The 21,043-nt window shown below is 67.4% G+C and carries 19 protein-coding genes and 1 pseudogene; 8 read left to right on the top strand and 12 right to left on the bottom strand.

Features of this window, described 5'->3' with window-relative positions:
- The coding region (locus GT042_RS29870; RefSeq protein ID WP_345943972.1) for a beta-propeller fold lactonase family protein at nt 1-365 on the bottom strand (365 nt) is incomplete at its 3' end.
- Between the two features lie 153 nt (nt 366-518).
- Here GT042_RS29870 and GT042_RS29865 point away from each other — a divergent pair.
- Complete coding sequence (locus GT042_RS29865; protein ID WP_161311813.1) at nt 519-1,232, top strand: beta-phosphoglucomutase family hydrolase; 714 nt, start codon at nt 519-521, stop codon at nt 1,230-1,232.
- 34 nt (nt 1,233-1,266) lie between these two features.
- On the opposite strand, the gene GT042_RS29860 is transcribed toward GT042_RS29865, so the two are convergent.
- Complete coding sequence (locus GT042_RS29860) at nt 1,267-2,964, bottom strand: SpoIIE family protein phosphatase (protein ID WP_161311812.1); 1,698 nt, start codon at nt 2,962-2,964, stop codon at nt 1,267-1,269.
- A 277-nt stretch (nt 2,965-3,241) separates the two neighbouring features.
- Between GT042_RS29860 and GT042_RS29855 the strand changes: the two genes are divergently transcribed.
- Both GT042_RS29855 and GT042_RS29850 read left to right on the top strand, forming a co-directional pair.
- Nucleotides 3,242-5,461 (top strand): NADP-dependent isocitrate dehydrogenase, encoded by a 2,220-nt coding sequence (locus GT042_RS29855; protein WP_161311811.1) that lies wholly within the window; start codon nt 3,242-3,244, stop codon nt 5,459-5,461.
- 125 nt (nt 5,462-5,586) lie between these two features.
- Nucleotides 5,587-6,198: a hypothetical protein gene (locus GT042_RS29850; RefSeq protein WP_161311810.1), complete on the top strand. Its 612-nt coding sequence runs from the start codon at nt 5,587-5,589 to the stop codon at nt 6,196-6,198.
- On the opposite strand, the gene GT042_RS29845 is transcribed toward GT042_RS29850, so the two are convergent.
- The gene (locus tag GT042_RS29845; protein WP_161311809.1) at nt 6,195-7,091 is read right to left on the bottom strand and encodes an NAD(P)-binding domain-containing protein; all 897 of its coding nucleotides are present in this window, start codon (nt 7,089-7,091) and stop codon (nt 6,195-6,197) included. The genes GT042_RS29850 and GT042_RS29845 overlap by 4 nt on opposite strands.
- A 101-nt stretch (nt 7,092-7,192) precedes the next feature.
- Here GT042_RS29845 and GT042_RS29840 point away from each other — a divergent pair, with 101 nt between their 5' ends.
- Nucleotides 7,193-7,567: a helix-turn-helix domain-containing protein gene (locus GT042_RS29840; protein ID WP_161311808.1), complete on the top strand. Its 375-nt coding sequence runs from the start codon at nt 7,193-7,195 to the stop codon at nt 7,565-7,567.
- A 58-nt stretch (nt 7,568-7,625) separates the two neighbouring features.
- On the opposite strand, the gene GT042_RS29835 is transcribed toward GT042_RS29840, so the two are convergent.
- Nucleotides 7,626-8,549 carry a CDP-diacylglycerol diphosphatase gene (locus GT042_RS29835; RefSeq protein WP_345943971.1) on the bottom strand — a complete coding sequence of 308 codons (924 nt, stop codon included), beginning with the start codon at nt 8,547-8,549 and terminating at the stop codon, nt 7,626-7,628.
- Nucleotides 8,550-9,131: 582 nt separating this feature from the next.
- Here GT042_RS29835 and GT042_RS29830 point away from each other — a divergent pair.
- Nucleotides 9,132-9,946: pseudogene (locus tag GT042_RS29830) on the top strand (IS5 family transposase).
- A gap of 342 nt (nt 9,947-10,288) precedes the next feature.
- Nucleotides 10,289-10,540 (top strand): hypothetical protein, encoded by a 252-nt coding sequence (locus tag GT042_RS29825; RefSeq protein ID WP_161311807.1) that lies wholly within the window; start codon nt 10,289-10,291, stop codon nt 10,538-10,540.
- 338 nt (nt 10,541-10,878) lie between these two features.
- Here GT042_RS29825 and GT042_RS29820 read toward each other — a convergent pair whose 3' ends face one another.
- The 7 genes from GT042_RS29820 to GT042_RS29790 form a co-directional block, all read right to left on the bottom strand.
- Complete coding sequence (locus tag GT042_RS29820; protein ID WP_161311806.1) at nt 10,879-11,322, bottom strand: TIGR02391 family protein; 444 nt, start codon at nt 11,320-11,322, stop codon at nt 10,879-10,881.
- Nucleotides 11,323-11,520: 198 nt separating this feature from the next.
- On the bottom strand, nt 11,521-13,446 hold the full coding sequence (locus GT042_RS29815) for a CHAP domain-containing protein (RefSeq protein WP_161311805.1): 1,926 nt from the start codon (nt 13,444-13,446) through the stop codon (nt 11,521-11,523).
- A gap of 408 nt (nt 13,447-13,854) precedes the next feature.
- On the bottom strand, nt 13,855-14,211 hold the full coding sequence (locus tag GT042_RS29810) for a hypothetical protein (RefSeq protein ID WP_161311804.1): 357 nt from the start codon (nt 14,209-14,211) through the stop codon (nt 13,855-13,857).
- A 574-nt stretch (nt 14,212-14,785) separates the two neighbouring features.
- Entirely contained in the window at nt 14,786-15,049 is a 264-nt protein-coding gene (locus GT042_RS29805; protein WP_161311803.1) for a PadR family transcriptional regulator, read from the bottom strand.
- A 70-nt stretch (nt 15,050-15,119) separates the two neighbouring features.
- Nucleotides 15,120-15,290 carry a hypothetical protein gene (locus tag GT042_RS29800; RefSeq protein ID WP_161311802.1) on the bottom strand — a complete coding sequence of 57 codons (171 nt, stop codon included), beginning with the start codon at nt 15,288-15,290 and terminating at the stop codon, nt 15,120-15,122.
- Nucleotides 15,291-15,602: 312 nt separating this feature from the next.
- Nucleotides 15,603-16,502: a DUF5655 domain-containing protein gene (locus GT042_RS29795; protein ID WP_161311801.1), complete on the bottom strand. Its 900-nt coding sequence runs from the start codon at nt 16,500-16,502 to the stop codon at nt 15,603-15,605.
- A gap of 328 nt (nt 16,503-16,830) precedes the next feature.
- Nucleotides 16,831-17,886 (bottom strand): chitinase, encoded by a 1,056-nt coding sequence (locus tag GT042_RS29790; RefSeq protein WP_161311800.1) that lies wholly within the window; start codon nt 17,884-17,886, stop codon nt 16,831-16,833.
- Between the two features lie 330 nt (nt 17,887-18,216).
- On the opposite strand from GT042_RS29790, the gene GT042_RS29785 reads away from it, so the two are divergent.
- Nucleotides 18,217-19,734 (top strand): TIGR00366 family protein, encoded by a 1,518-nt coding sequence (locus GT042_RS29785; RefSeq protein WP_161311799.1) that lies wholly within the window; start codon nt 18,217-18,219, stop codon nt 19,732-19,734.
- A 176-nt stretch (nt 19,735-19,910) separates the two neighbouring features.
- Here GT042_RS29785 and GT042_RS29780 read toward each other — a convergent pair whose 3' ends face one another.
- On the bottom strand, nt 19,911-20,510 hold the full coding sequence (locus tag GT042_RS29780; protein WP_161311798.1) for a hypothetical protein: 600 nt from the start codon (nt 20,508-20,510) through the stop codon (nt 19,911-19,913).
- Between the two features lie 181 nt (nt 20,511-20,691).
- On the opposite strand from GT042_RS29780, the gene GT042_RS29775 reads away from it, so the two are divergent.
- Nucleotides 20,692-21,043, top strand: a 352-nt coding sequence (locus GT042_RS29775; RefSeq protein WP_345943970.1) for a helix-turn-helix transcriptional regulator, incomplete at its 3' end; no start/stop codon positions are given.

The following is a 21,043-nucleotide window of genomic DNA, read 5'->3' as shown; positions in this document are numbered from 1 at the left end:
TCGGCCGCGAGCGGCAGCACGGTGACGCTGCCGGAGCCGTAGTTCGCGGTCACCAGGTGACCGGCGGCGAGCGTGAGATGGGTGGGTCCCGCGCCGCACACGGGCACGGGCTCGCCGAGCGGCCGGGGCGCCCCGGGTCCGGAGACCGTGAAGGCCGCCGCCGCGCCCTCCTCGGTCTCGGAGACCGCGTAGAGCACGGACCCGCCGGGGGCCAGCGCGAGGAAGGAGGGGTCCGCCACGGCGTCGGTGGCCCCGAGTTCGGTGAGGCCGCCCGTCTCCTGGTCCACGGTCACGGCGATGACGCCGCGACCGCCCGCCGAGGTGAACGACCCGATGAAGGCCCGCCCGTCGCTCCTGCCGCTCACGTGTGTGTCCCCTCTTCGACTGAATCTCGCCGGGGCGACGGTAGCAGGCGGTCTGGACCAATTTCCCGTCGCACGTGCGCCCGTTTCCCGCCGTGCGCGGCGGGGTGTGCGTCCTGGCCGTATACCCGGCGTACGGCTTGGCATGCTGGGGGTATGAGCACTTCGCGCCCCCCGGCGGTCATCTTCGATCTCGACGGAACCCTGATCGACAGCGAACCCAACTACTACGAGGCCGGGAGGCTGCTGCTCGCCCGGTACGGCGTCGACGGCTTCACCTGGGAGCACCACAGTCGCTTCATCGGGATCAGCACCTGGGAGACGTTGGTGGCGCTGCGCGAGGAGTACGGCATCGACGCCCCGGTGGAGCGGTTGCTGGCGGAGAAGAACCGGCTCTACCTGGACCTGGTGCGCGCCTCCACGGAGGTGTTCCCCGAGATGCGGAAGTTCGTGGAGCGGCTGCACACCGAGGGGGTACGGATGGCGGTGGCGTCCGGGTCGTCCGGCGAGGCGATCACCGTGGCGCTGGACGTCACGGGTCTGGACGCGTACCTCACGACGACGGTCTCCGCAGAAGAGGTCCCGCACGGAAAGCCGGCCCCGGACGTCTTCCTGGAGGCGGCCCGCCGGCTGGGCGCCGAGCCGCGCGAGTGCGTGGTCCTGGAGGACGCGATCCCGGGGGTGGCGGCGGCGCACGCGGCGGGCATGCGCTGCGTCGCCGTTCCGTACGTCGCCGCCCTGGCCACCGATCCCGGGTACGGCACCGCGGGGCTGCTGTTCCCCGGTGGCCAGAGCGCCTTCACGGCGGAGGCGGCCCACGCGTGGGTGTTCGGCCCGCACGACCCGGGTCCCCGGGACGCGCGTCCTTAGGACGGGTCCACGCCGCGGCCTCCTTGAGGACGGCCTACGCCGCCGCGTCCCGCGCGGAGGCCGCCGTGGCCAGCAGCAGGGCCACGTCGTCCTCCTGCCCCTGCCGGGTCTCGATCGTCTGGACGATGTACTCCGCCAGTTCGTCGAGGTCCGCGGGGCCGTCGTACAGCGCGCTCCGGATGCGCTGCTCCCCGACATCGATGTCCTCGCCCCGGAATTCGAGCAGGCCGTCCGTACACAGCAGGAGTGTGTCGTCGGGCCCGAGGACCAGCTCGGTCGTGGGATAGGGCGCGTCGCTGTACTGGAGCAGCCCGAAGGGCAGGCCGCCCGCCACCGCGGGGCTGCTGCTGCTCCCGTCGGCGTGGCGGACGAGGGGTCCCGGGTGCCCGGCCCGTACCAGCAGCGCGCGCCCGGTCGCCGGGTCGAGATCGGCGTAGACGCAGGTGGCGAGGCGGTCGGTGTCCAGGTCCTGGAGGAACTTCGACGCCCGGGCCATGACGGCCGCCGGCGGATGCCCCTCGGCGGCGTACGCGCGCAGGGCCGTGCGCAGCTGGCCCATGACGGCGGACGCCTGGATGTCGTGTCCTTGGACGTCACCCACCACCAGGCCGACCCGCCCGCCCCTGAGGGGCACGACGTCGTACCAGTCGCCGCCGATCTGGTGGCCGGTGCGCGCGGGCTGGTAGCGGACGGCGACCCGCAGGCCGGGCATGCTCGGGATGGTCGCGGGCAGCATCGACTGCTGGAGGCCGACGGCCATGGCGTGCTCCTCGTCGTACAGCGCGGCCCGCTGCACGGACTGGGCGATGGTGGCCGCGAGGGCGATCAGGAGGTTGCGTTCCTCGGGAGTGAAGGAGGTCTTGCCCTCGTACATGATCGACAGCACGCCGCTCGCCCTGGCCTGCGCGATCAGGGGCAGGACGGCGCCGGCGGTGAGCGGCGTGTCCTTGACGTGCGGCCACAGCTGCGGGTATTCGGCCTCGACGCTCTGCCTGGTGATGAACACGGGGCGGTGGGTACGGAACGCCTCCGCGACCGGCAGGTCGGCGTCGATCCGGGAGAACTCCATCTCCTCGCGCATCGTCATGGGCAGGCTGGCGACGGCGATGCGGCGCAGCCGGTCCTGGTCGAGGACGGTGAGGGAGATCGCCTGGGCGCCCACCGGGTCGAGGATCTCGCGGCTGGTGAGCGCCGCCAGGACGTCCTCCACGGTCAGGGCGCGGGACAGGGCGGCGGTGGTCGCCTGGACCACGTCGCTCTGGTGGCGGCGCTGGGGCTCCAGAACGGCCTGCTGGGCGACGTGCTGGAGTTCGGCGCTCGCGTCCCGGACGATGCCGACGGCCCGCAGCGGGGCCCCTGAGGCGTCCCGCTCGACGACCCCCTGGGTGTGTGCCCAGCGGATGGTGCCGTCGGCGCACCGGATGCGGAAGTACGTGCCGTAGGCGCCGGTCTCGTCCCGTACCCGGGAGAGCATCGCCCGGAGGGCGGCGGCGTCCTCGGGCACCATGAGCGCGAACAGGGTCTCCGGCCGGCCGTCGAAACCGCCGGGCGAGAGGTCGAAGACCGCGAGGGCGCCCTCGTCCAGGAAGATCATGTCGGACCGCAGGTCCCGCAGGAATCCGCCCATCCGGTTCGCCGCCAGTGTCCTCGGGAGCGCTGCCCGGAGATCCGCGCCCAGCGCCTGGAGAGCGGCGTCACGGTCCTGCGTGGATCGGGCGCTGCGGCGCTCCATGTGACCTGCCCTTCCTCAGCGGCATTGGCGGGGACAGCACTCAGTCGACGGCGCTGACGGACGGGTGTCGGGAGGGCGGCTCGAACGGCCGACGGACAGCCGGACGACCCATTTGTCCTGGAACCAACTATATGCATGGTTCGGTGTGGCGTTGAGTCCACCCGGGGGAGGACGGTGGCGACCCGGCGCACAGAGCGGGCAGGGCCCTGGCCAGAGGTGGGCGTCCACGGGATATCTTGATATCAAGCAATGTTGCAGACGTGGAGCGGAGCACCGGGTGACTGACTCGACCATCATCTATACACACACCGACGAGGCGCCGGCCCAGGCGACGTATTCCTTCTTGCCCGTGGTCGAGGCCTATGCCGCGACGGCCGGGGTCACCGTGGAGAGCCGCGACATCTCCCTCTCCGGGCGCATCATCGCCGGTTTCCCCGAGCGCCTGGAGGAGGGCCAGCGCATCGAGGACGCGCTCGCGGAGCTGGGGAAGCTCGCCAAGACGCCCGAGGCGAACATCATCAAGCTGCCGAACATCTCGGCGTCCATCCCGCAGCTCAAGGCGGCGATCGCCGAGCTCCAGGGGCAGGGCTACGCGCTGCCGGACTACCCCGACGACCCGAAGACCGACGAGGACCGGGACGTCCGCGCGCGGTACGACAAGGTCAAGGGCAGCGCCGTCAACCCGGTCCTGCGCGAGGGCAACTCCGACCGCCGCGCCCCCGCCTCGGTGAAGAACTACGCGAAGGCCCACCCGCACTCGATGGGTGCCTGGGACCCCCGGTCCAAGACGAACGTCGCCACGATGGACGCCGACGACTTCCGTACCGGCGAGAAGTCCGCCGTGATCGCGGAGGCGGGCTCGCTGCGGATCGAGCTGGCCGGCGACGACGGTACGACGACGGTCCTGCGGGAGTCGGTGCCCGTGCTGGCCGGGGAGATCGTGGACGCCTCGGTGATGCGCGTGGCGGCGCTGCGTGAGTTCTTCACCGCGCAGGTGGCGCGGGCCAAGGCCGAGGGCGTGCTGTTCTCGGTGCACCTCAAGGCCACGATGATGAAGGTCTCCGACCCGATCATCTTCGGCCATGTCGTACGGGCGTTCTTCCCGAAGACGTTCGCGGAGTACGGCGAGACGCTCGCGGCGGCGGGCCTGAGCCCCAACGACGGGCTCGGCGGCATCCTCGGCGGTCTGGACGCGCTGCCCGACGGCGCGGCGATCAAGGCGTCCTTCGACGCCGAGCTGGCCGACGGCCCCGCGCTGGCGATGGTCGACTCGGACCGCGGCATCACCAACCTGCACGTGCCGAGCGATGTCATCGTGGACGCCTCCATGCCGGCCATGATCCGCACCTCGGGACACATGTGGGGCCCCGACGGGCAGGAGGCCGACACCCTCGCGGTGATTCCCGACAGCAGCTACTCGGGGATCTACCAGGTCGTCCTGGACGACTGCCGCGCGCACGGCGCCTTCGACCCGGCGACGATGGGCTCCGTGTCCAACGTCGGCCTGATGGCGCAGGCGGCGGAGGAGTACGGCAGCCACGACAAGACGTTCGAGATCCCCGCCACCGGCACGGTGCGGGTGGTCGACACGGCGGGCGAGATCGTCCTCCAGCACGCGGTGAGCGCGGGCGACGTGTGGCGCATGTGCCAGACGAAGGACGTACCGGTACGGGACTGGGTCAAGCTCGCCGTCTCGCGCGCCCGCGCGACCGGCGTGCCGGCCGTGTTCTGGCTGGACGAGACGCGCGCGCACGACGCGAACCTCATCGCGAAGGTCGAGGCGTACCTCCCCGAGCACGACACGGAGGGGCTCCGGATCGAGATCAAGTCGCCGGTCGACGCGATCGCGTTCTCCCTGGAGCGGATCCGCCGGGGTGAGGACACGATCTCGGTCACGGGCAACGTGCTGCGTGACTACCTGACCGACCTGTTCCCGATCCTGGAGCTGGGCACGAGCGCGAAGATGCTCTCCGTCGTGCCGCTGATCAACGGGGGCGGGCTGTTCGAGACGGGCGCGGGCGGTTCCGCGCCCAAGCACGTCCAGCAGCTCATCAAGGAGAACTACCTGCGGTGGGACAGCCTGGGTGAGTTCCTCGCCCTCGCGGTCAGCTTCGAGCACCTCGCGCAGACGACGGGCAACGCGCGCGCCCAGGTGCTCGCCGACACCCTCGACCGCGCGACGGGCACGTTCCTGGACCAGGACAAGTCGCCCAGCCGCCGGGTGGGTGGCATCGACAACCGCGGCAGCCACTTCTACCTGGCGCTGTACTGGGCCCAGGAGCTCGCCCGGCAGACGGACGACGCCCAGCTGGCGGAGTCCTTCGCGGCTCTCGCCAAGACGCTGTCCGAGCAGGAGACGACGATCGTCGAGGAACTGATCGCCGTCCAGGGCAAGCCGGCCGACATCGGCGGCTACTACCGTCCGGACCCGGTCAAGGCGGCGGCGGTCATGCGCCCGTCGGCGACCTTCAACCAGGCGCTGGCGACGCTCGGCTGACGGTCCGTCGGGGCGGTGCTCGGCTGACGGTCGGTCCGTCCGCGCCGAACGCAGGAGGGCCAGGAGCCCGCACGACATGTGCGGCCTCCTGGCCCTCCGTTCGTGCCCCCTGATAGAGAAGGGCCATGGATGCCGAAGCTCTTCCGCAGTCCGCGGATCACTCTTCCGAGGCCTCGTTCAGGCGGGGGTGTCTGGCCCAGGAATCGGGGCGGTGGGAGCACGCCCAGGACCTGTTCGAGGAGGCGGTTCGTGGTGCGGGCCCGCGGATGCTCTGGCGCGTGGCGGAGGCCTGCCTGTACCGCGACGAGGCGGCGTCGTGGATGCGGCGGGCCGTGGTCACGGAGAGCGAGCCGGGCGGTGTCACGGTCGGTCCCGAGGCACTGGGGATCCTTGGGGGTGACGGCGACGCGCTGGTGCAGAACTGGGAGATCGTCGTCGAGTCGGACGAACCGGCCCGCGCCGTCGCCGCGCTCACCGCCGCGGAGTCCCGGCTGACGCGCGTGTTCGAGGACGGCCGCGAACTCTCCCCCGAGGAGGCCGAGGCCCTCTGGGACGAGGACGTCCCTCCGTACAGTCCCAACTTCGTCGCCGTCGAGCCCGCGGTGCCGCGCGTCTGGATGGACTGCAAGGGCGGGATCTACCCGCACATGGCCCGCACCGCGCTGCGCGTCGTGGCCGACGAACTCCGCAAGGCCGGAGTCCGGCAGGCACACCTGTTCAGCCGTTCCGACCGTTAGCGAACCGCGGCCCCCACCGCCAGCAGGTCGATCACGCCCGTCAGGTCCTCCTCGCCGCCGCCCTCGGCCAGGCGGCGCCGCATCAGCTGGAAGTAGGGGGTGAGCAGTTCCGGGCTGACCCCCTGCTGCTCGGCGGTGCTCAGGAAGGTCGGCGTGCCGGCCACCTGCATGGCGAGATGGGAGACGACACCCTTGGTGTAGTCACCGCTCCGCAGCTGTTCGGCGGTCCGGTGCACGGCCGGGACCATCGCGACGAGCCAGTCGGCGAGCAGCGGGGCCAGCGCCGCGGGGTCGATGTCCTCGTCGCGGATCAGGGCGAAGGCGTGCGCGGTCCCGGCGAACATTCCGTACATGGCGCTGAGCAGCGCCACGTCGTGCAGGGCCGCGAAGCCTGCGTCCTCGCCGACGTAGGTGGTCCCGGCCGGGACGCCCAGGGTCCGCCGGTGCCGCTCGAACAGCCGGGGAGAGCCGCTGTAGAAGACGTAGCCGCCGGCCTCCGGGACTCCGATCATGGGAGGGACGGCCATGATCCCGCCGTCCAGGTAGCGGGCACCGCGCTCGCGGGCCCACGCGGCGCGGGCGCGGGCCTGGGCGGGGGTGCTGGTGGTCAGGTTGACCAGGTCCTTGCCGGCCAGGTCGGTGCCGGACAGTACGTCGTCGACGGAGGTGTCGTCCAGCAGGCAGACGACGACCAGGGAGTTCGCCGCCACCGCCTCCGCGGCGGTGTCCGCGACCGCCGCCCCCTCGGCGGCGAGCGCCGTGGCACGGGGCCGGGTGCGGTTCCAGACGGTCAGCGGGTGGCCGGCGGCCAGCCAGGTACGGGCCAGCGCGGTGCCCATCGCGCCGAGGCCCAGCAGGGTGACGGGGGTTTTCTCAACCGTGGTCTGTGTCATGCCGATTAGCCTGGTCACCGGCCCGGGGATGATCAAGTACGCACTTCGCGGTGGGTGGTTACCCCGGGGTGAGCGAGCACGTCGGAAGGGTGGGGCATGCCATGACAACACTGAACCGGCCGGGCACACCGGGCGGACACGTCTGCGGGATCGACACCGCGATGGAGGTGATCGGCGGCAAGTGGAAGGTGCTGATCCTCTGGGCGCTCCACGAGCGGCCCTGCCGTCGCTTCGGCGAGCTGCGCCGGCTGCTTCCGGGGATCACCGAGAAGGTGCTCGCCTCCCACCTGCGTGAGCTGGAGGCGGACGGTGTGGTGCACCGTGTCTCGTACGACGAGGTACCGCCCCGGGTCGAGTACTCACTGACCGAGGACGGCAAGCTCCTCAACGACGCGCTCGGGCCGCTGGCCGCCTGGGGCCGCGAACGGCCCGCCGACCGGGGACCCGAGGCGAGGACAAGGCAGGGCCTGGGGTGAACGTGAGGGACGACGCGTGCTCAGGACCGGGCCTGTACGCCGCGCTCGCGCAGACGGCTCAGCCGTACACGAGAAGGTGGTCACACGTATTCGTGCCGTCGTGGAGCGAGGAGTCGCTGTTGAGGACGTAGAAAGCCCCGGCGAATGTGGCACCCGTCATCTTCGGCACCACGATCAGCGTCTGGTTCGCCATGTCCAGCCCGTTCGGCTTCACCACGTACTGCCGCAACAGCGCGAAGAGGTTCATCCCGAGACCGGGCAGCCTGAGGGCGCGGTACGTACGGTCCCCCGACCCGTCCGAGCCCGTGACCGATACCCGGTACTGCGCGGCGTTCCACTGCGCGGGACTGGTGGCCATGCGTCCCGTCGTCTCCAGTTGCTGGAGACGCCGTTGCGTGCTCGCCCGGACGCCGGCCATGTGAAGGTGCAACTGGTCGAGAAAACGGGCGCTCCGCGAGTTGATCCCCAGACCGATGTCGGGGTACTGCACGGGGACGCTCCCTCCGCTCCGGGCGTTCTCCCAGGCGTCGTTCCAGTAATTGGGCGCGCCGGAGGTCTCGATGAACGGGCATTCGATTCCGGTGATCCGGCAACTGGGGGTCAGGAGGAAGTTGTGCGGGCTCGACGGCCTGCCGTTCAGGACGACGTAGTCCGAGGTCACCTTCAGGCAGGTGGGAGGGTTCTGCCCGGGAGGCAGGGGTTTCCCCTGGGTGCAGTACTGGACGTCCCGCCACAGCGGATCGTTGTCGGCAGGGCTGCCGCAGAGGGGCTGGAGCTGAGCGGGGGGACAGGCCGGGGCTCCCCCGGGAGGCGGAGTGGGGCACATGTCGGGGGCCGGCTCCGCGTGTGCCGGGGCGGCTGCCGAAGCGGTGCGTCCGGCGACCGCTTCCACGCCGGTCAGGAGCGTCGCCGCCCCGACGGCTCCGGAGAGCGCCACGAACCGGCGCCGGGGCAGCTCGTTCGAAGTCCTGTCGTCATGCACGGGTGCTCTCCGATGGTGATGTCCACTGCGTGGACGTCCCGGCCGCGAGCCGGAAAGGGCGGCCCGCCCGATTCCGGCCTCGGCGATTCGCTCACAGGGTAGGGAGCAGCGAGCGGGTTTCCCGTCGACCGCCCCGGCCGGTGTCACGGGTTCCACCATTCAGCGGCCATCCCCGCGCCGGCGGGAGGTCCCGGGAAGGGGGAATCCGCCGGGGTCCCCTCTCGAAGGGGAGGGGACCGGCCCTCCGCGATACGGGCGGAGCCGTACTAGAACAGGGTCTTGACGTTGTTCCCGAAGGTCTGACGCGTCGCTCCCACCTGCAGAAACTTCCCTTCCTGAAATCGCATCCAGCACAGATTCAGCACGGGTGACCATCTACCCAGCACGCTTGCTCCTTCAGCGGTTTCGTTAGCCGCTAAACACGTGCGATGAAGCGCTGGGACGCGTTGAGCAGCTCCCACTCGATCCGCTCTGCGCTCTCGTACTATGTGGCGCCTTCCGCCGGGCACACGGAATAAAGGCAGTAGCCGCCTCTGGCAATAAGACCGTGTCCTATGTGGGGTTGGGTCGTTGGGCTTGGTTATGGGGCGGGGTACGTGGAGTTGGATTGTTCCGGACGGACTGTGGGAGATCACGGAGCCGCTGATCCCTCCGTCGAAGGTGCGGCCGCACGGCGGCGGGACGCAGGACACGCCTGATGAGACGCTGTTCGCGGCGATCATCTACGTCCTGGTCAGCGGATGCGCCTGGCGGGCGTTGCCACCGTGCTTCGGGATATCGAAGTCCACGGCTCACCGCAGGTTCCTGATCTGGTCAAGAGCCGGCGTCTGGGGCCGGCTGCACGAGGAGATCCTGCACCGATTGGACGACGCCGACCTGCTCGACCTGTCACGGGCCGTGCTCGACTCCGCCCACGTGAGGGCTAAAAAGGGGCGCACTCACAGGTCCGAGCCCCGTGGACCGGGGCAAGCCAGGTTCCAAGATGCACGTCCTGTCCGACGCGAACGGACTGCCCCTCCTCGTCGGCCTCTCCGCGGCAAACACCCACGACAACCTCGCCCTGAAGCCCATGATCGAGGGTCACCAAACGAGACACGACCCACACCGCGGCCGCTACTCCAAGCCCCAACGCCTGCACGCAGACAAGGCATACGACGTCCCCCACCTGCGAAAATGGCTGGGGCAAACGCATCGGTGTGCGCATCGCCCGTAAAGGCGTCGAGTCCAGCGAACGGTTAGGACGCCGACCATGGGTCATCGAACGCACCATGTCCTGGCTGACCGGCTACCGCCGTCTCAACCACCGTTACGAACGCTACCCCCACGACTACCTGGCCTTTCTCGGCCTCGCCGCCGCTATCTGCTGCTACAAACGACTCGCCGGCCTCACCACATAGGACACGGTCCAAGCGGAAAGCAGCGTCTGGTCGCCGGTGTCGTGGCTGCGGCGTTTGTCGGTGCCGCCACGGCCGGCGGGGTGACCCTCGCCCAGGCGAACCCAGCGGCCAAGGCCCCAGTGTCCTCGGTACAGGTCGTCGTCGGCCCGGTAAGCGAGCCGGGACAATCGTTCTCGGCCCGCTGCCCGCAGGGCATGGGCGCACTCAACGGAGGCTTTCAGGCCGCCACCTTCGCCAGCTCGAACGGCGGAGATCCCTATGACGGTGTCACCGTCAATGCCCCGTTCAAGGACGGGAAGGGCTGGAGCGCGATGCTGATGACCGGCAAGGTAACCGCCCGCGTTGTGTGCGTCCCCGAGGCCCAGGCGCCGCAGGCCGTGCGGCCCGGTCAGGGAGGAAGCCGCCCTGTCCGTCGCGCGCTGCCCGGAAGGCACCAAGGCCATCGCCGGTGGCTACGTCAGGGAGACCTGGTACAAGAACGGCTACGGCGAGTCCCTCGACGACATCATCGTGAACGCGCCCAACGACAGCGGCAGCGGCTGGGCCGCCAAGCAGTTCCATGGCAAGACCGTGGCTCGCGCCCTCTGTAGCTGACCAGCCCGCATCCCCCTGCGACGGGCCAGACAAAACCATCCCACCGGTCCGTCGCAAGGTGCACGGGCACGGGTTCGCTGGCGCCAGCAGCCCACGACGCTTCACACTCACGGCCAGTACTCGCTATTGCGTGGAGCATTCGAGAACATCGAAGAACGAATGCAACAGCTGACGGACCTGGCGGGCGCTGCCTGAACTGCTGATACGGACACCAAGAAAGCTCTGGCATCGCCTAGCTATACGAACACCGTACGCAGCGCAGGCGCAAGCATGCCTATGGGTGCGGATCAGGCAGAAGTCGCCTGGAGCAGTTGCAGCGCCATGGCACACGGAGATACTCACGGGACGGTCAGCATCCTGGACAACCCGAGGGTCGGAACCGAGGTCACGGTGGCTCTGAATCGAGTCACGAGCTCGCCGAAGGTCCTGTAATCGGCCGAAGGCGCCGCAGGATCAGTCAGCGAACCACCAGACTTGTTAAATGCCTTGGTCATAAAGTCGGTACCGAACACCTCATCCCTGAAGCCGGCCAGCTGACGCACTCGAATCTCAACCGCCTTCATGGATACGAAGATGGCATTCTCGTACTCACCGATGAGGAACTGCCGTCGAGCCTTAGCCTCGATCAGAGGATGGAGGTTGTCTTGCAGGCGATTAACACTGCGCATGGTCTCGATACCCTGCTCAACAGCTTCACGTCCGCGGCGGGTTACGAAAATAGATTGCGGATTGCTGTCACCGGGATTGCTTGCAAGCATTCCATGCGACAGCAACCACTGCACCGCCTCAGCTACAGCTCAGAAAGTAGTTGTACGAGTTCCCATGCGTTGGTCCGCGCCATGTCTTCAAGGACGTGCAGCGCCAGCTCATCGACAGGGTTCGAGGACATCTTGAGGGCTGGGAGCAATCATGCCCACAGACAGTCGCCTCGGTGCGATGTTTGTAAAGTGATTAATCGGCTGAGGACCAGAGTCTGATCCCTACTTAACTCGCGAGAAGATATCAGTTATGCCTGCCCCTGCTCCAAGGTCGGCAATCTGAGATGTGGTGAGCGAGTTACCGCCACCCCAATAGGTCTCACGAATCTTGCCGTCCTGGGTTGCCGTAAAGACATGCTGTACGTCGTCGGTCGTGATCTCAGCCGTTACAGAAGCTACAGGCGATCCAGCGTTCAGGAGCTCACCTGTTGCCAGGTTGAATCCGCCACCCCAATAGGTTTCCTTCACTGTTCCAACGCTCGTGCCGTTATAAATGTGCCAGGTGCCATTGCGAAAGCGCGAAGCCATGCTCGTAATCGTTGCACCGAGGTTGGCCATCTGGGCAGTCGTCAATGAGTTGCCGCCACCCCAGTAAGTCTCAAACGACTTTCCATCTACTGTACTGGTCATCACATGGTTCGTGCCATCACCAGTAATACCCGAGTCCAAGGCAACGATCGCGTTACCGATGTTGGCAAGTTGGTACGTGGTTAGGGTGTCGTTAGGGCCCCAATAGCTCTCGCGTACTTTGCCGTCGGCAGTACCCGAGTAGATGTGTTGGGTCGGTCCGGACGTAATGTCTGTAGATAGCGCATCGACTGACGAGCCGACGTTGGCGACCTGCCATGTAGTCAACGCGTCATTTGGTCCCCAGTACGTTTCGTTGATGCGGCCGTCTTGAGCGCCGGTATAGACATGCTGCGTGCCATCAGACGCAACCTGCGACGAGATGCTCTTGATTGGTGTGTTGAGGTCTACAAGCTGAGACGTCGTGAGCGAGTTACCACCACCCCAATAGGTCTCGTACACCTCGCCGCCTTGGGTGCCAAAGTAGATGTGCTGGATGCCATTGCTGCCAATCTGGTTCGTCACCGCAGTAACTGGCGAGCCGACAGATGCCGCTTGCCACGTCGTAAGGTTATTTCCGAAGCCCCAATAAGTTTCATAGATTTTGCCGTTGGTTGTACCCGAATAGACATGTGTCACGGGACAGCCGTTATTCTGGCTGAGACCAGGTTTAGTCGGGCACGAGTCATTAGGGTCTACGACACCATCGCCATCTGTGTCTGGTGAAGGTGGTGTTTCTGCGGGAGGAGAAGTAGCCCCAGAAGCCCCGTTTACGTCAATGAAGTGGTCCCAGTCGCGACCAGACGAGCGGATGAACTTACCGTCTGAATTCTTGCTGCTGTACGCCTCGTGCGTAAAAGCACCGTCACTGTTGTGGTTGTACTCTGCGACCTTGAGTTTGATGACGGCTCCAGCATCATTCTTGATGACGTCAGTTACGAAGCCGACATGACCCCAGTTCCCATCGTCGCTCTGGGCAACGTCGCCGGGCTCAATATTGTTAGCGTTGCCCGCCTTAACATCGTAGCCACTGGCATTGCTATCCCAAGATTTGGCATCGCCCCATCCAGAAACATTAACCCCAAGATATTTGTTCACCCAATATGCTGCTCCATCAGTGCAGTTGCGGTAGCCATAACCCAAAGGGCTATAGGTCTCCCCCGAGTTGTAGCTTCCGTTATGGTTTTCGTCGATCCACCAATCAAAATTTGCGAGGTTGAGCACCTTAGCACCGGCATACGGGTAGTCGTTCTCAAAAGAAATCTTTGTCGTTGTGTCTGCGTGCGCAACACTTGGGTTGATGGCACCCTCGGCGATGAACGCCGCTGCGGTGCCGCCCATGACAAGCAGTCCAGAGGCCGCCATTCTGCCCAGCTTCATGTATGCCATTCCTGCGTTGTCACGCAGACGGTCAAAGAAACCCGGTTCTTCTAGTTCAGGTTGTTCAAAGTTCTGCGGATATAGCTCCGTGCTCATATATTTTTCCATACAAAAGCCTCCCACCAGGCTATGCGTCTGCTGTATTAAGTTAGTTGGGTTGTCACGTCGCTGAAGGTGTGCCGCTGGAATGTATGTCTGCACGCAAGTTCGACAGCTCCACGATATCTTTTACAGCCGCCAGTAGAGCATCATCTGCTTCCAACTCGGCTTGCTCGTCTCCCGAGCATAGACCTTTGGGCGTTATCGCATAGAAGGGTTTGTAAATAGGGCCTCCGATGCCTTCAGAGGCAGGCACTGGCCGGTAGCTGAGTCAGTTTGGCCGACGGGGCGGATCCGGAGATCGGATCCGGCCGGTCAAACTCACCTGGCAAGCGGTCAAGATCACATGTCAGAGGTCAACGGTTCTTTCGCGGCGAAGGTCGAGCGTTCTCACTGAAGGCTTGGCGGTGGGCCTGTTTCTCATCGAAGGTTGAGCGGGCTGGTCAGAGCAGGGGTGACGCACCGCTTCACGGTGGCGTCCTGTGCCGGCGCGAGGCAGTAGGAGGACGGTCAGAAGCTCCAACTGTAGAGGCCGCCACCGGTGTTCACAGCAGATGCCGCGAGCCGGGCGACTTTCTGGAGGACCGCCAGGAGATCGTCGTCCGTTGTCCCGTCCCCATCCTCGGACCCGAGCCGCGCGGTCCAGCGACCGGCAAACTCTTCCAGTTCGTACATGTCCCACTCGGCAATGGACGTGTCCGGATCGATGAAGTGGCAGCTCACGGACTCGAAGGCCGCACCGGGTCCCCGCAACCGCGTAGCCGCCGCAGTCTCGTCGTCGGCGGCGAGGAAGAAACAGGACGCCGTGGACCATCCCCGCATGATCGCAGCCCGTTGAACCGGCGCGGCGATCTCGACCAGCCTCACTCTCGCGCGATCGGCGCTCAACCTTCGACGAGAAGAGCTCAACCTTCACTGAGAGAGGTCACCCACCTCATTGGGGCAGGGGCTCGGCCAGGCAGACCTAGTCGGGTGGCGGCGACTGGTCAGCCAGTTCGACGCCCCTCACCCGGCGAAGCCACCGAGTCAGGACGTAGAGGGCCGCCCCAAGGATTCCGCACGGCTCCCAGACTTCTGTGACTGGAGCAATTAGGCCGCCGCGCCCGACGATGTAGATCGTTCTCCGGGGCGCCGGACAGATGAGCGAGCCATTCCGTTCGCAGGTACGGACGCCTTCGTCCCGCCAGGCGGGCGGCCAGCGCGGTGACTCCGGTCCCGGGCTCGACGTCCCCGACCCGCTCTCGATCCCGTTTGTCCTCCGGCAGGTAGACCCATCCCAGTACCGTCGCGACACCCGCGACCGGGGGGAAGATTTCCATGAGGGAGCCAGTCTGGGAATAGACATCGACGGCCATGGCGATGCCGAGGGAAGCGATCGTCCCGATCATCATGTGAAAGGAGAGCGGCCGGCAGCAGCTCTCTCGACACCGGTGGCGCTGGCTCATGCGGTTTCACCTGCCAGGCGCGTCCCGAAAGCGCGCCCGCGGCGGGCACGGCGAGCACTGAGGGCCGCTTGCGCTTGGGCCCGGCCGGTGCCACTCAGTTCGTAGTGGCGCCGCGCCGGCCTGCCGGGGTGCGGTTCCACCTCGTCGCGACAGGTCACCCACCCGCGCTCGGCGAGTCGATCGAGGATCGGGTAGACGGTGCCGGAACCGAGGTCTGCGTCGCGACGATGCTGAGGCCCCAGGCGAGGGCTCAGGCACACGTGGGCTACGGGCCGTGCCGGGCGACGTACTGCCCCATCCCGTCAACGCCGGCGCTCGCCGAGGTGACGACTACAACACCGTCGTCGAGGTAGTCGGCGGCGACGTACCGCCCGTACCGCTCCTGCGGCGGGCGAGCGGTCCACGTCGCGGCAGGTGCTTGTATTCCCAGACTGCCGCGAGCGCCATCCGCTCGTCCTCGTCGAGACGGGCGCGCAGCAACGCCACCAGGTCGACCGTCACAGATTCGAACTGTGCGACGCGTCCCTGTGAGCGTAAGCCAACTACGAAACTCGAAAAGCTGGGCGAAGAGCACTGTTCCTCGATATTGGGATCGGCCGGATCGCTAGCGATCTCTCCCGTATCGCAACACTCCTCGTCGCCTACCGCACCCCTGAGCGGAGCAAAATAGCGGAGGATCGCCGATTACCCAAACCGGCGATCCTCCGCATTATTGATAGTCCACCGCCGCATCCCGCCCTACGTCGAAAGGCAAGCCCAGGCGACCAAGAACCCGGCGCGTGTAACGCTAACAGTCGGGGTGCCCTCAAGGCCTTACGCCTCTGCGTAGCTTGTGCGGAAGAGATGCAGCGCGCGCTCCACATCCCCCGAGTTGCGGAGCTGCACCTCCAAGTCGCCCGTGCCGTGGTGACCGAGCCCAGATACGTCCCGGGTGAACCCGGGAATGAGCTCGACGCGCGCCGGGTTGACCTTCAGGTAGACCAGGAGCTTGCTCCGTTGCGGCGGACAGACGCAGGCGAAGTTCCGCAGACGCTGGTACGCGCGGTACTGCTTGCGCTCAACCCGGTTCACGCCGTCCCCGAGCCCGAGCAGTGCCTCGTCCACCGCGCCCGCCAGCTCCTCCATCATGGACGTGCCCTGGACGTCCCATGCCGTCCGAGCCACCGCCTGACGCTGCGCTCGGCGTGCCATGTGTATGCCGCCACTCACGGAGGCCACGGTCTCCAGGCCGAACAGATCGCTGCCGAAGAGTCGGTAGCGGACCAGGTCGATCGACCTCCGATGCTCGCGTACGGGGTGCACGTCGTATCGCGTGAAGTCGCCGGCGATACAGATCAGCCGCGGACCGTTCCACAGAACCTGGGACGCGGCGATCGTGCCAAGTCGGTCTCGGACCAGACGCTCGAACTCAGCACGGTGGTCCAGCAACCATGCCAGGTAGAACAGCCCCTGGTTGATGACCCCGGCATCGACCCCACGCTTGTACTCGACGACGACCGGCGATCCGTTCTCGTCCAGTCCGAGCAAATCGATCCGACCGCCGTGAACCGGCCCCGTGCCGTACTCACTCGCCAGCAAGCAGACGCTTAAGAGAGTCTCCATGTGGGCATCGACCAAGCCCTGAACGTCAGCCTCGAACTCGGCAAGACGCGGCGCGACCTCAGTCACCCCGGCTTTTGTTACGCCCGTACGGAACAGCTTCGAACCGACCACCCACCCCCGTTGTCGCATCGGACATCGACAACGTCGGGCAGGCAGAGATTTGCTTCCGCGACGGGCGCTGATCCCCTAACGAAAGCGGGTTGGATCGCCGATGGACTGTGCCTAGCTTCACCGGGGCGCCGCACGCCCGCCTGTGGTCTCCACGCGACTCTTCGGCACCCAGCACGGATCCAGCACGGTACGGATGAAGAGGGGTGGCGAGGGGTGACGAGGGGTCAGATTCTCCAGCACCGATCCAGCACGGGAAAAACCTAGGGGCCCACCCCAGGAGGAGTGAGCCCCTACTGACCTGCATGTTTGCCAGATCAACGATGTGGTGCTACATCAACCCCTTGACGTTGTTGCCGAAGGTCCAGTTCTTTGAACCGTCCCAGTTGATGGACCAGGTCATCAGGCCCTTGAGCCCGTTGCCGTACTTGTTCCAGGCCTGCGTGACCAGATTCGGCGCCATGTAGCCGCCGCCCGCGCCCGCTTGGGCGGGGAGTCCCGGGACCTGCTTGTCGTACGGAACCTTGATCGTGGTGCCCTGCACGACCAGTCCCTTGTTGAGGCAGTCGGTCTGGGCGGTGAAGCCCGCGACGGTGCCCGCGGCGTACGAGTCGCCCGCGCAGCCGTACATGCTGCCGTTGTAGTACTGCATGTTCAGCCACCAGAGGCGGCCGTTGTCCGCGTACTTCTTGATGATGGGCAGGTACGCGCCCCAGATCGAGCCGTACGTGATGGAGCCGCCGGTGACGTAGGCCGTCTCGGGGGCCATCGTCAGGCCGAAGTTGGAGGGCATCTGGGCGAGGACGCCGTCGATGATGCGGATCAGGTTGGCCTGCGAGGTGGACGGCTTGGTGATGGTGCCGCTGCCGACCAGCCCGGTCTCGATGTCGATGTCGATGCCGTCGAAGTTGTACTTCTTGAGGATCGGCACGACCGTCGCGACGAACCGGTCCGCCACGGCGGTGGAGTTGAGGTCGATGCCGGCGGCGGCCCCGCCGATCGACATCAGGAGCGTCAGGCCGTTCTGCTTGGCCTGGCACATCTCGGACGGGGTCGCGACCTTGACCGTCGCGTCCATCCCGTCCTCCCACAGGACGGTGCCGTCCGAACGGATCACGGGGAAGGCCGCGTTGACCACGTTGTAGCCGTGGGCGGGGATGCGGCTGTCGGTGATCGGGATCCAGCCGAGCGGGGGGTGGACGCCGTTCGCGGCGCCGTCCCAGTTCTCCCAGTACCCCTGGAGAACCTTGCCCGCGGGCTTCGACTTGACCGCGCAGGTCTCGGCCTGCGGGGCGCTCGGCGCGGCGGTGGCGGGTGGCTGGGCGAGGAAGCCGAGCGAGGCGAGCGCGAGTCCGGCGCCGAGGGTGCGTATGGTCCGACCGATCATGCGGTAGTCCCTTCTTGCCATGGCAGCGGGCACCTGAGCGGGCCGGCCGGCCATGACGGTCTGTGGGGGGGGGACCCGGCCAACTCCCGGCCTGTGGGGGCCTGGAGACGTCCGTGGGGGTTCCGGTGTTCCGCCGAACGGTAATTTGGTCCAGACCTTCGGTCAATAGGTCTGGACCACACGCCCGTGGGCGCCGGAGCCGCCGGGGCGCCCGTGTCGGCCGGGTCGGCCGGGTCGGCCGGGAAGCATGCGGCGCCATTGACTCCCGGCCGCACCCCCACCACCATCCTCGGCACAGCCGCTTCCCCCACCGGCCGACAGGAGACCCCCATGTCCACCGCGCCCCCTCAGGAGCCGGACCCGAAGCCGGCGCGGACCGGTCCGCCCGCGCCCTCGGAGACGTCAACTCCCCCCGGAGACAACTGGCTCGCGCGGCTGGCCCTGCGTTTCACCGCCTTCACCGAGAAGTGGCTGCCCGACGCGCTGGGCTTCGTCCTGGTGGGTACGTTCGCGGTCCTCGCCCTCGGACTCGCCTCCGGGGAAGGGCTGTTCGGCAGTCCCTCCGATCCGGCGGACACCACCGGGTACGGCCTGGTGGACGCGTGGGGCCAGGGCTTCTGGTCTTTGATCACGTTCACCCTTCAGATGGCCATGATCATCATCGCGGGATACGCCGTCGCGGTCTCCCCGCCGGTGAGCCGGCTGATAGCGAGGATCGCGCGGCTGCCCCGTACCCCGCGCGGCGCCATCGCCTTCACGGCCGCCGTGGCCATGGTGACCTCGTACCTCAACTGGGCGTTCAGCCTCATCTTCACGGCGATCCTCGCCAAGGAGATCGCCCGCAGGATCGGCGGGGTCGACTACCGGGCGCTCGGCGCGATGGCCTTCCTCGGGCTCGGTACGGTCTGGGCGCAGGGCCTCTCCGGATCGGCCGCCCTCCAGGTGGCGAGCGAGGCGTCGAGCCCGCCGGCCGTGCAGAAGGTGATCGCGGAGGGGCGCGGCAGCGGTCTCATCCCGCTCAGCGAGACGATCTTCCTGTGGCAGGGAATCGTGGCCACGGCGGTCATCTTCGTCATCGCCGTGACGACGGCCTGGTTCCTCTCCCCGTCCCCCGAGCGCGCGAAGACCGCCGAACAGCTGGGCATCGATCTGGGGCCGAGCGTCGCGGGGAAACGGCCCGAGACGCGGCGGGGGCGGCCCGGCGAGTGGATCGAGTACAGCCCCGTCTTCGCGATCCTGCTGTTCGCGCTGGGCGCCTGGTATCTCGTACGGCACTTCGCCGACGCGGAGGGAGGTGCCCTCGCCGCGCTCGACCTGAACACCGTCAACCTCATCCTGGTCCTGCTGGCCCTCATCCTCCACTGGCGCCCGGTCCGGTTGGCCCAGGCCTTCCGCGAGGGCACCCCGGCCGCCTCCGGGGTGCTGCTCCAATTCCCCCTGTACGGCGGCATCTTCGGGATGATCGCCTTCACCGGCCTGAGCAGGACGATCGCGGACTGGCTGGTGTCGGTGTCGAACGAGTTCTTCTACCCGGCCCTCATCGCGGTCTACAGCTGCGTCCTGGGCGTCTTCGTCCCGAGCGGCGGCAGCAAGTGGGTGATCGAGGCACCGTACGTCCTGGACGCGGCGAACCAACTCCACGTGAACCAGGGCTGGGTGGTCGTGGTGTACGACCTCGGCGAGGCGAGCGCCAACCTCCTGCAACCGTTCTGGATGCTCCCCACGCTGACGATCCTGGGCCTCAAGGCCCGCGACATCATGGGCTACACGTTCGCCCTGTTCCTCGCCTGCTTCCCCGCGGTGCTGATCCTGGTCACGCTCTTCGCCCGCACCCTCCCGTTCCCGTAGGCGCAGGTCGCAGGGCGTAGGTCGCGGCAAGCAGGACATGGGGCCCGGCGCGGGACGGCGGGTAAGCGGACTCCGGGCCGGAGTGGTTCCGGTCCGGAGCCCGCTCGCTCCCCCGATATGCCCGTCAGGAACCGATGAGGATCCTGACGGACAGTCTGTGACGCGCGGCGGGTGGCTCAGTAGAGCTTGGCCACCGCCGTGCGGGTGGTCGTGCGGAAGCCGTTCAGGGGCGCACCGTCGAGGTCGCCCAGCTGGCTCCAGCCGATCACCGTGACCGCCCTGCCGTCGCGGCCGACCGCGTAGAGCGCGATGTCGGTCGAGCCCACCTCGGGGTCGGCGGTGTCGATGCTGTACAGGTCGGCGCCCTCCTCGACGTTGATCCGGCCGTGGTGGAAGGCCTCGCCCTCCAGGGTCGGGTACTCCGCCTGGAGGCGGTCGAGGCAGCCCTCGATCGCGGTACGCAGCTTCGCGGCCAGGGCCTTCGCCTTGGTCTCGCTGGCGGCGACCGTGATCGTCTGCCGGGCGCCGGTGTCCAGGTCGGTCCTGAACTCGCGGTGCCTGCTGTTCGTGTCCGGGGCGACGCCCTCGACACAGAAGTCGTCGGCCGCCCCGGACTGCACGGGCCCGGCGATCCACGGCGTGCTCGCGGCCGGCAGCTGGGAGGCCGAGAGGAAGGCGGGTGGGACCGGAGCGGCCGTGGCCGCGGTGATGGTGGCGACGGTCATCGCCGCGGCCGCCGCGGTCAGAGCGGCGGCGCGGAACCTGTTGGTGGTCATGGAAGTACTTCCCCCGTGTTCGTCGTCTGCTGAACGATCACCAGCTTTGACGGCTCGTGAGGTGGCCGCAAGCACCTGCGCCGTCCGTGGAACGCTGGAACCGTTCCACCCCCTTTGACGTGGGTCTCTTCAGTAGGGGTGGAACGCCGTCCTGTGACGGCCGGGGGGAGTGGGGCACGCTGTGAGCACGCCGAAGGACGCGGAGACCGACGCGTTCGCGCGACGACTGCGCGAGATCCGGGACGGATCAGGCCGTAGTTACGGTGCGCTGGCGCGCCGGGTGGGGGTGAGCGGCTCGACGCTGCACCGGTACTGCTCGGGGAGCACGGTGCCGGTGGAGTTCGCGCCGATCGAACGGCTTGCGCGGTTGTGCGGCTGCGAGGCCGACGACCTGATCGCCCTTCACCGCCTGTGGGTACGGGCCGACATCGAGCGCCGGAAGCGTCAGGAGGCCGGGGCGGCGGGAGTCGCCGCCGGGGCCGAAACGGGCGCCGAGGTGGCGGGCGGAGCGGCCGGCGCCACCGAGCCCCTCA

This window comes from Streptomyces sp. SID3212, assembly GCF_009865405.1.
Lineage (GTDB): Bacteria > Actinomycetota > Actinomycetes > Streptomycetales > Streptomycetaceae > Streptomyces.
Note: the sequence above shows the minus strand (reverse complement) of the source record. Positions and strands in the feature narration are given on the sequence as shown.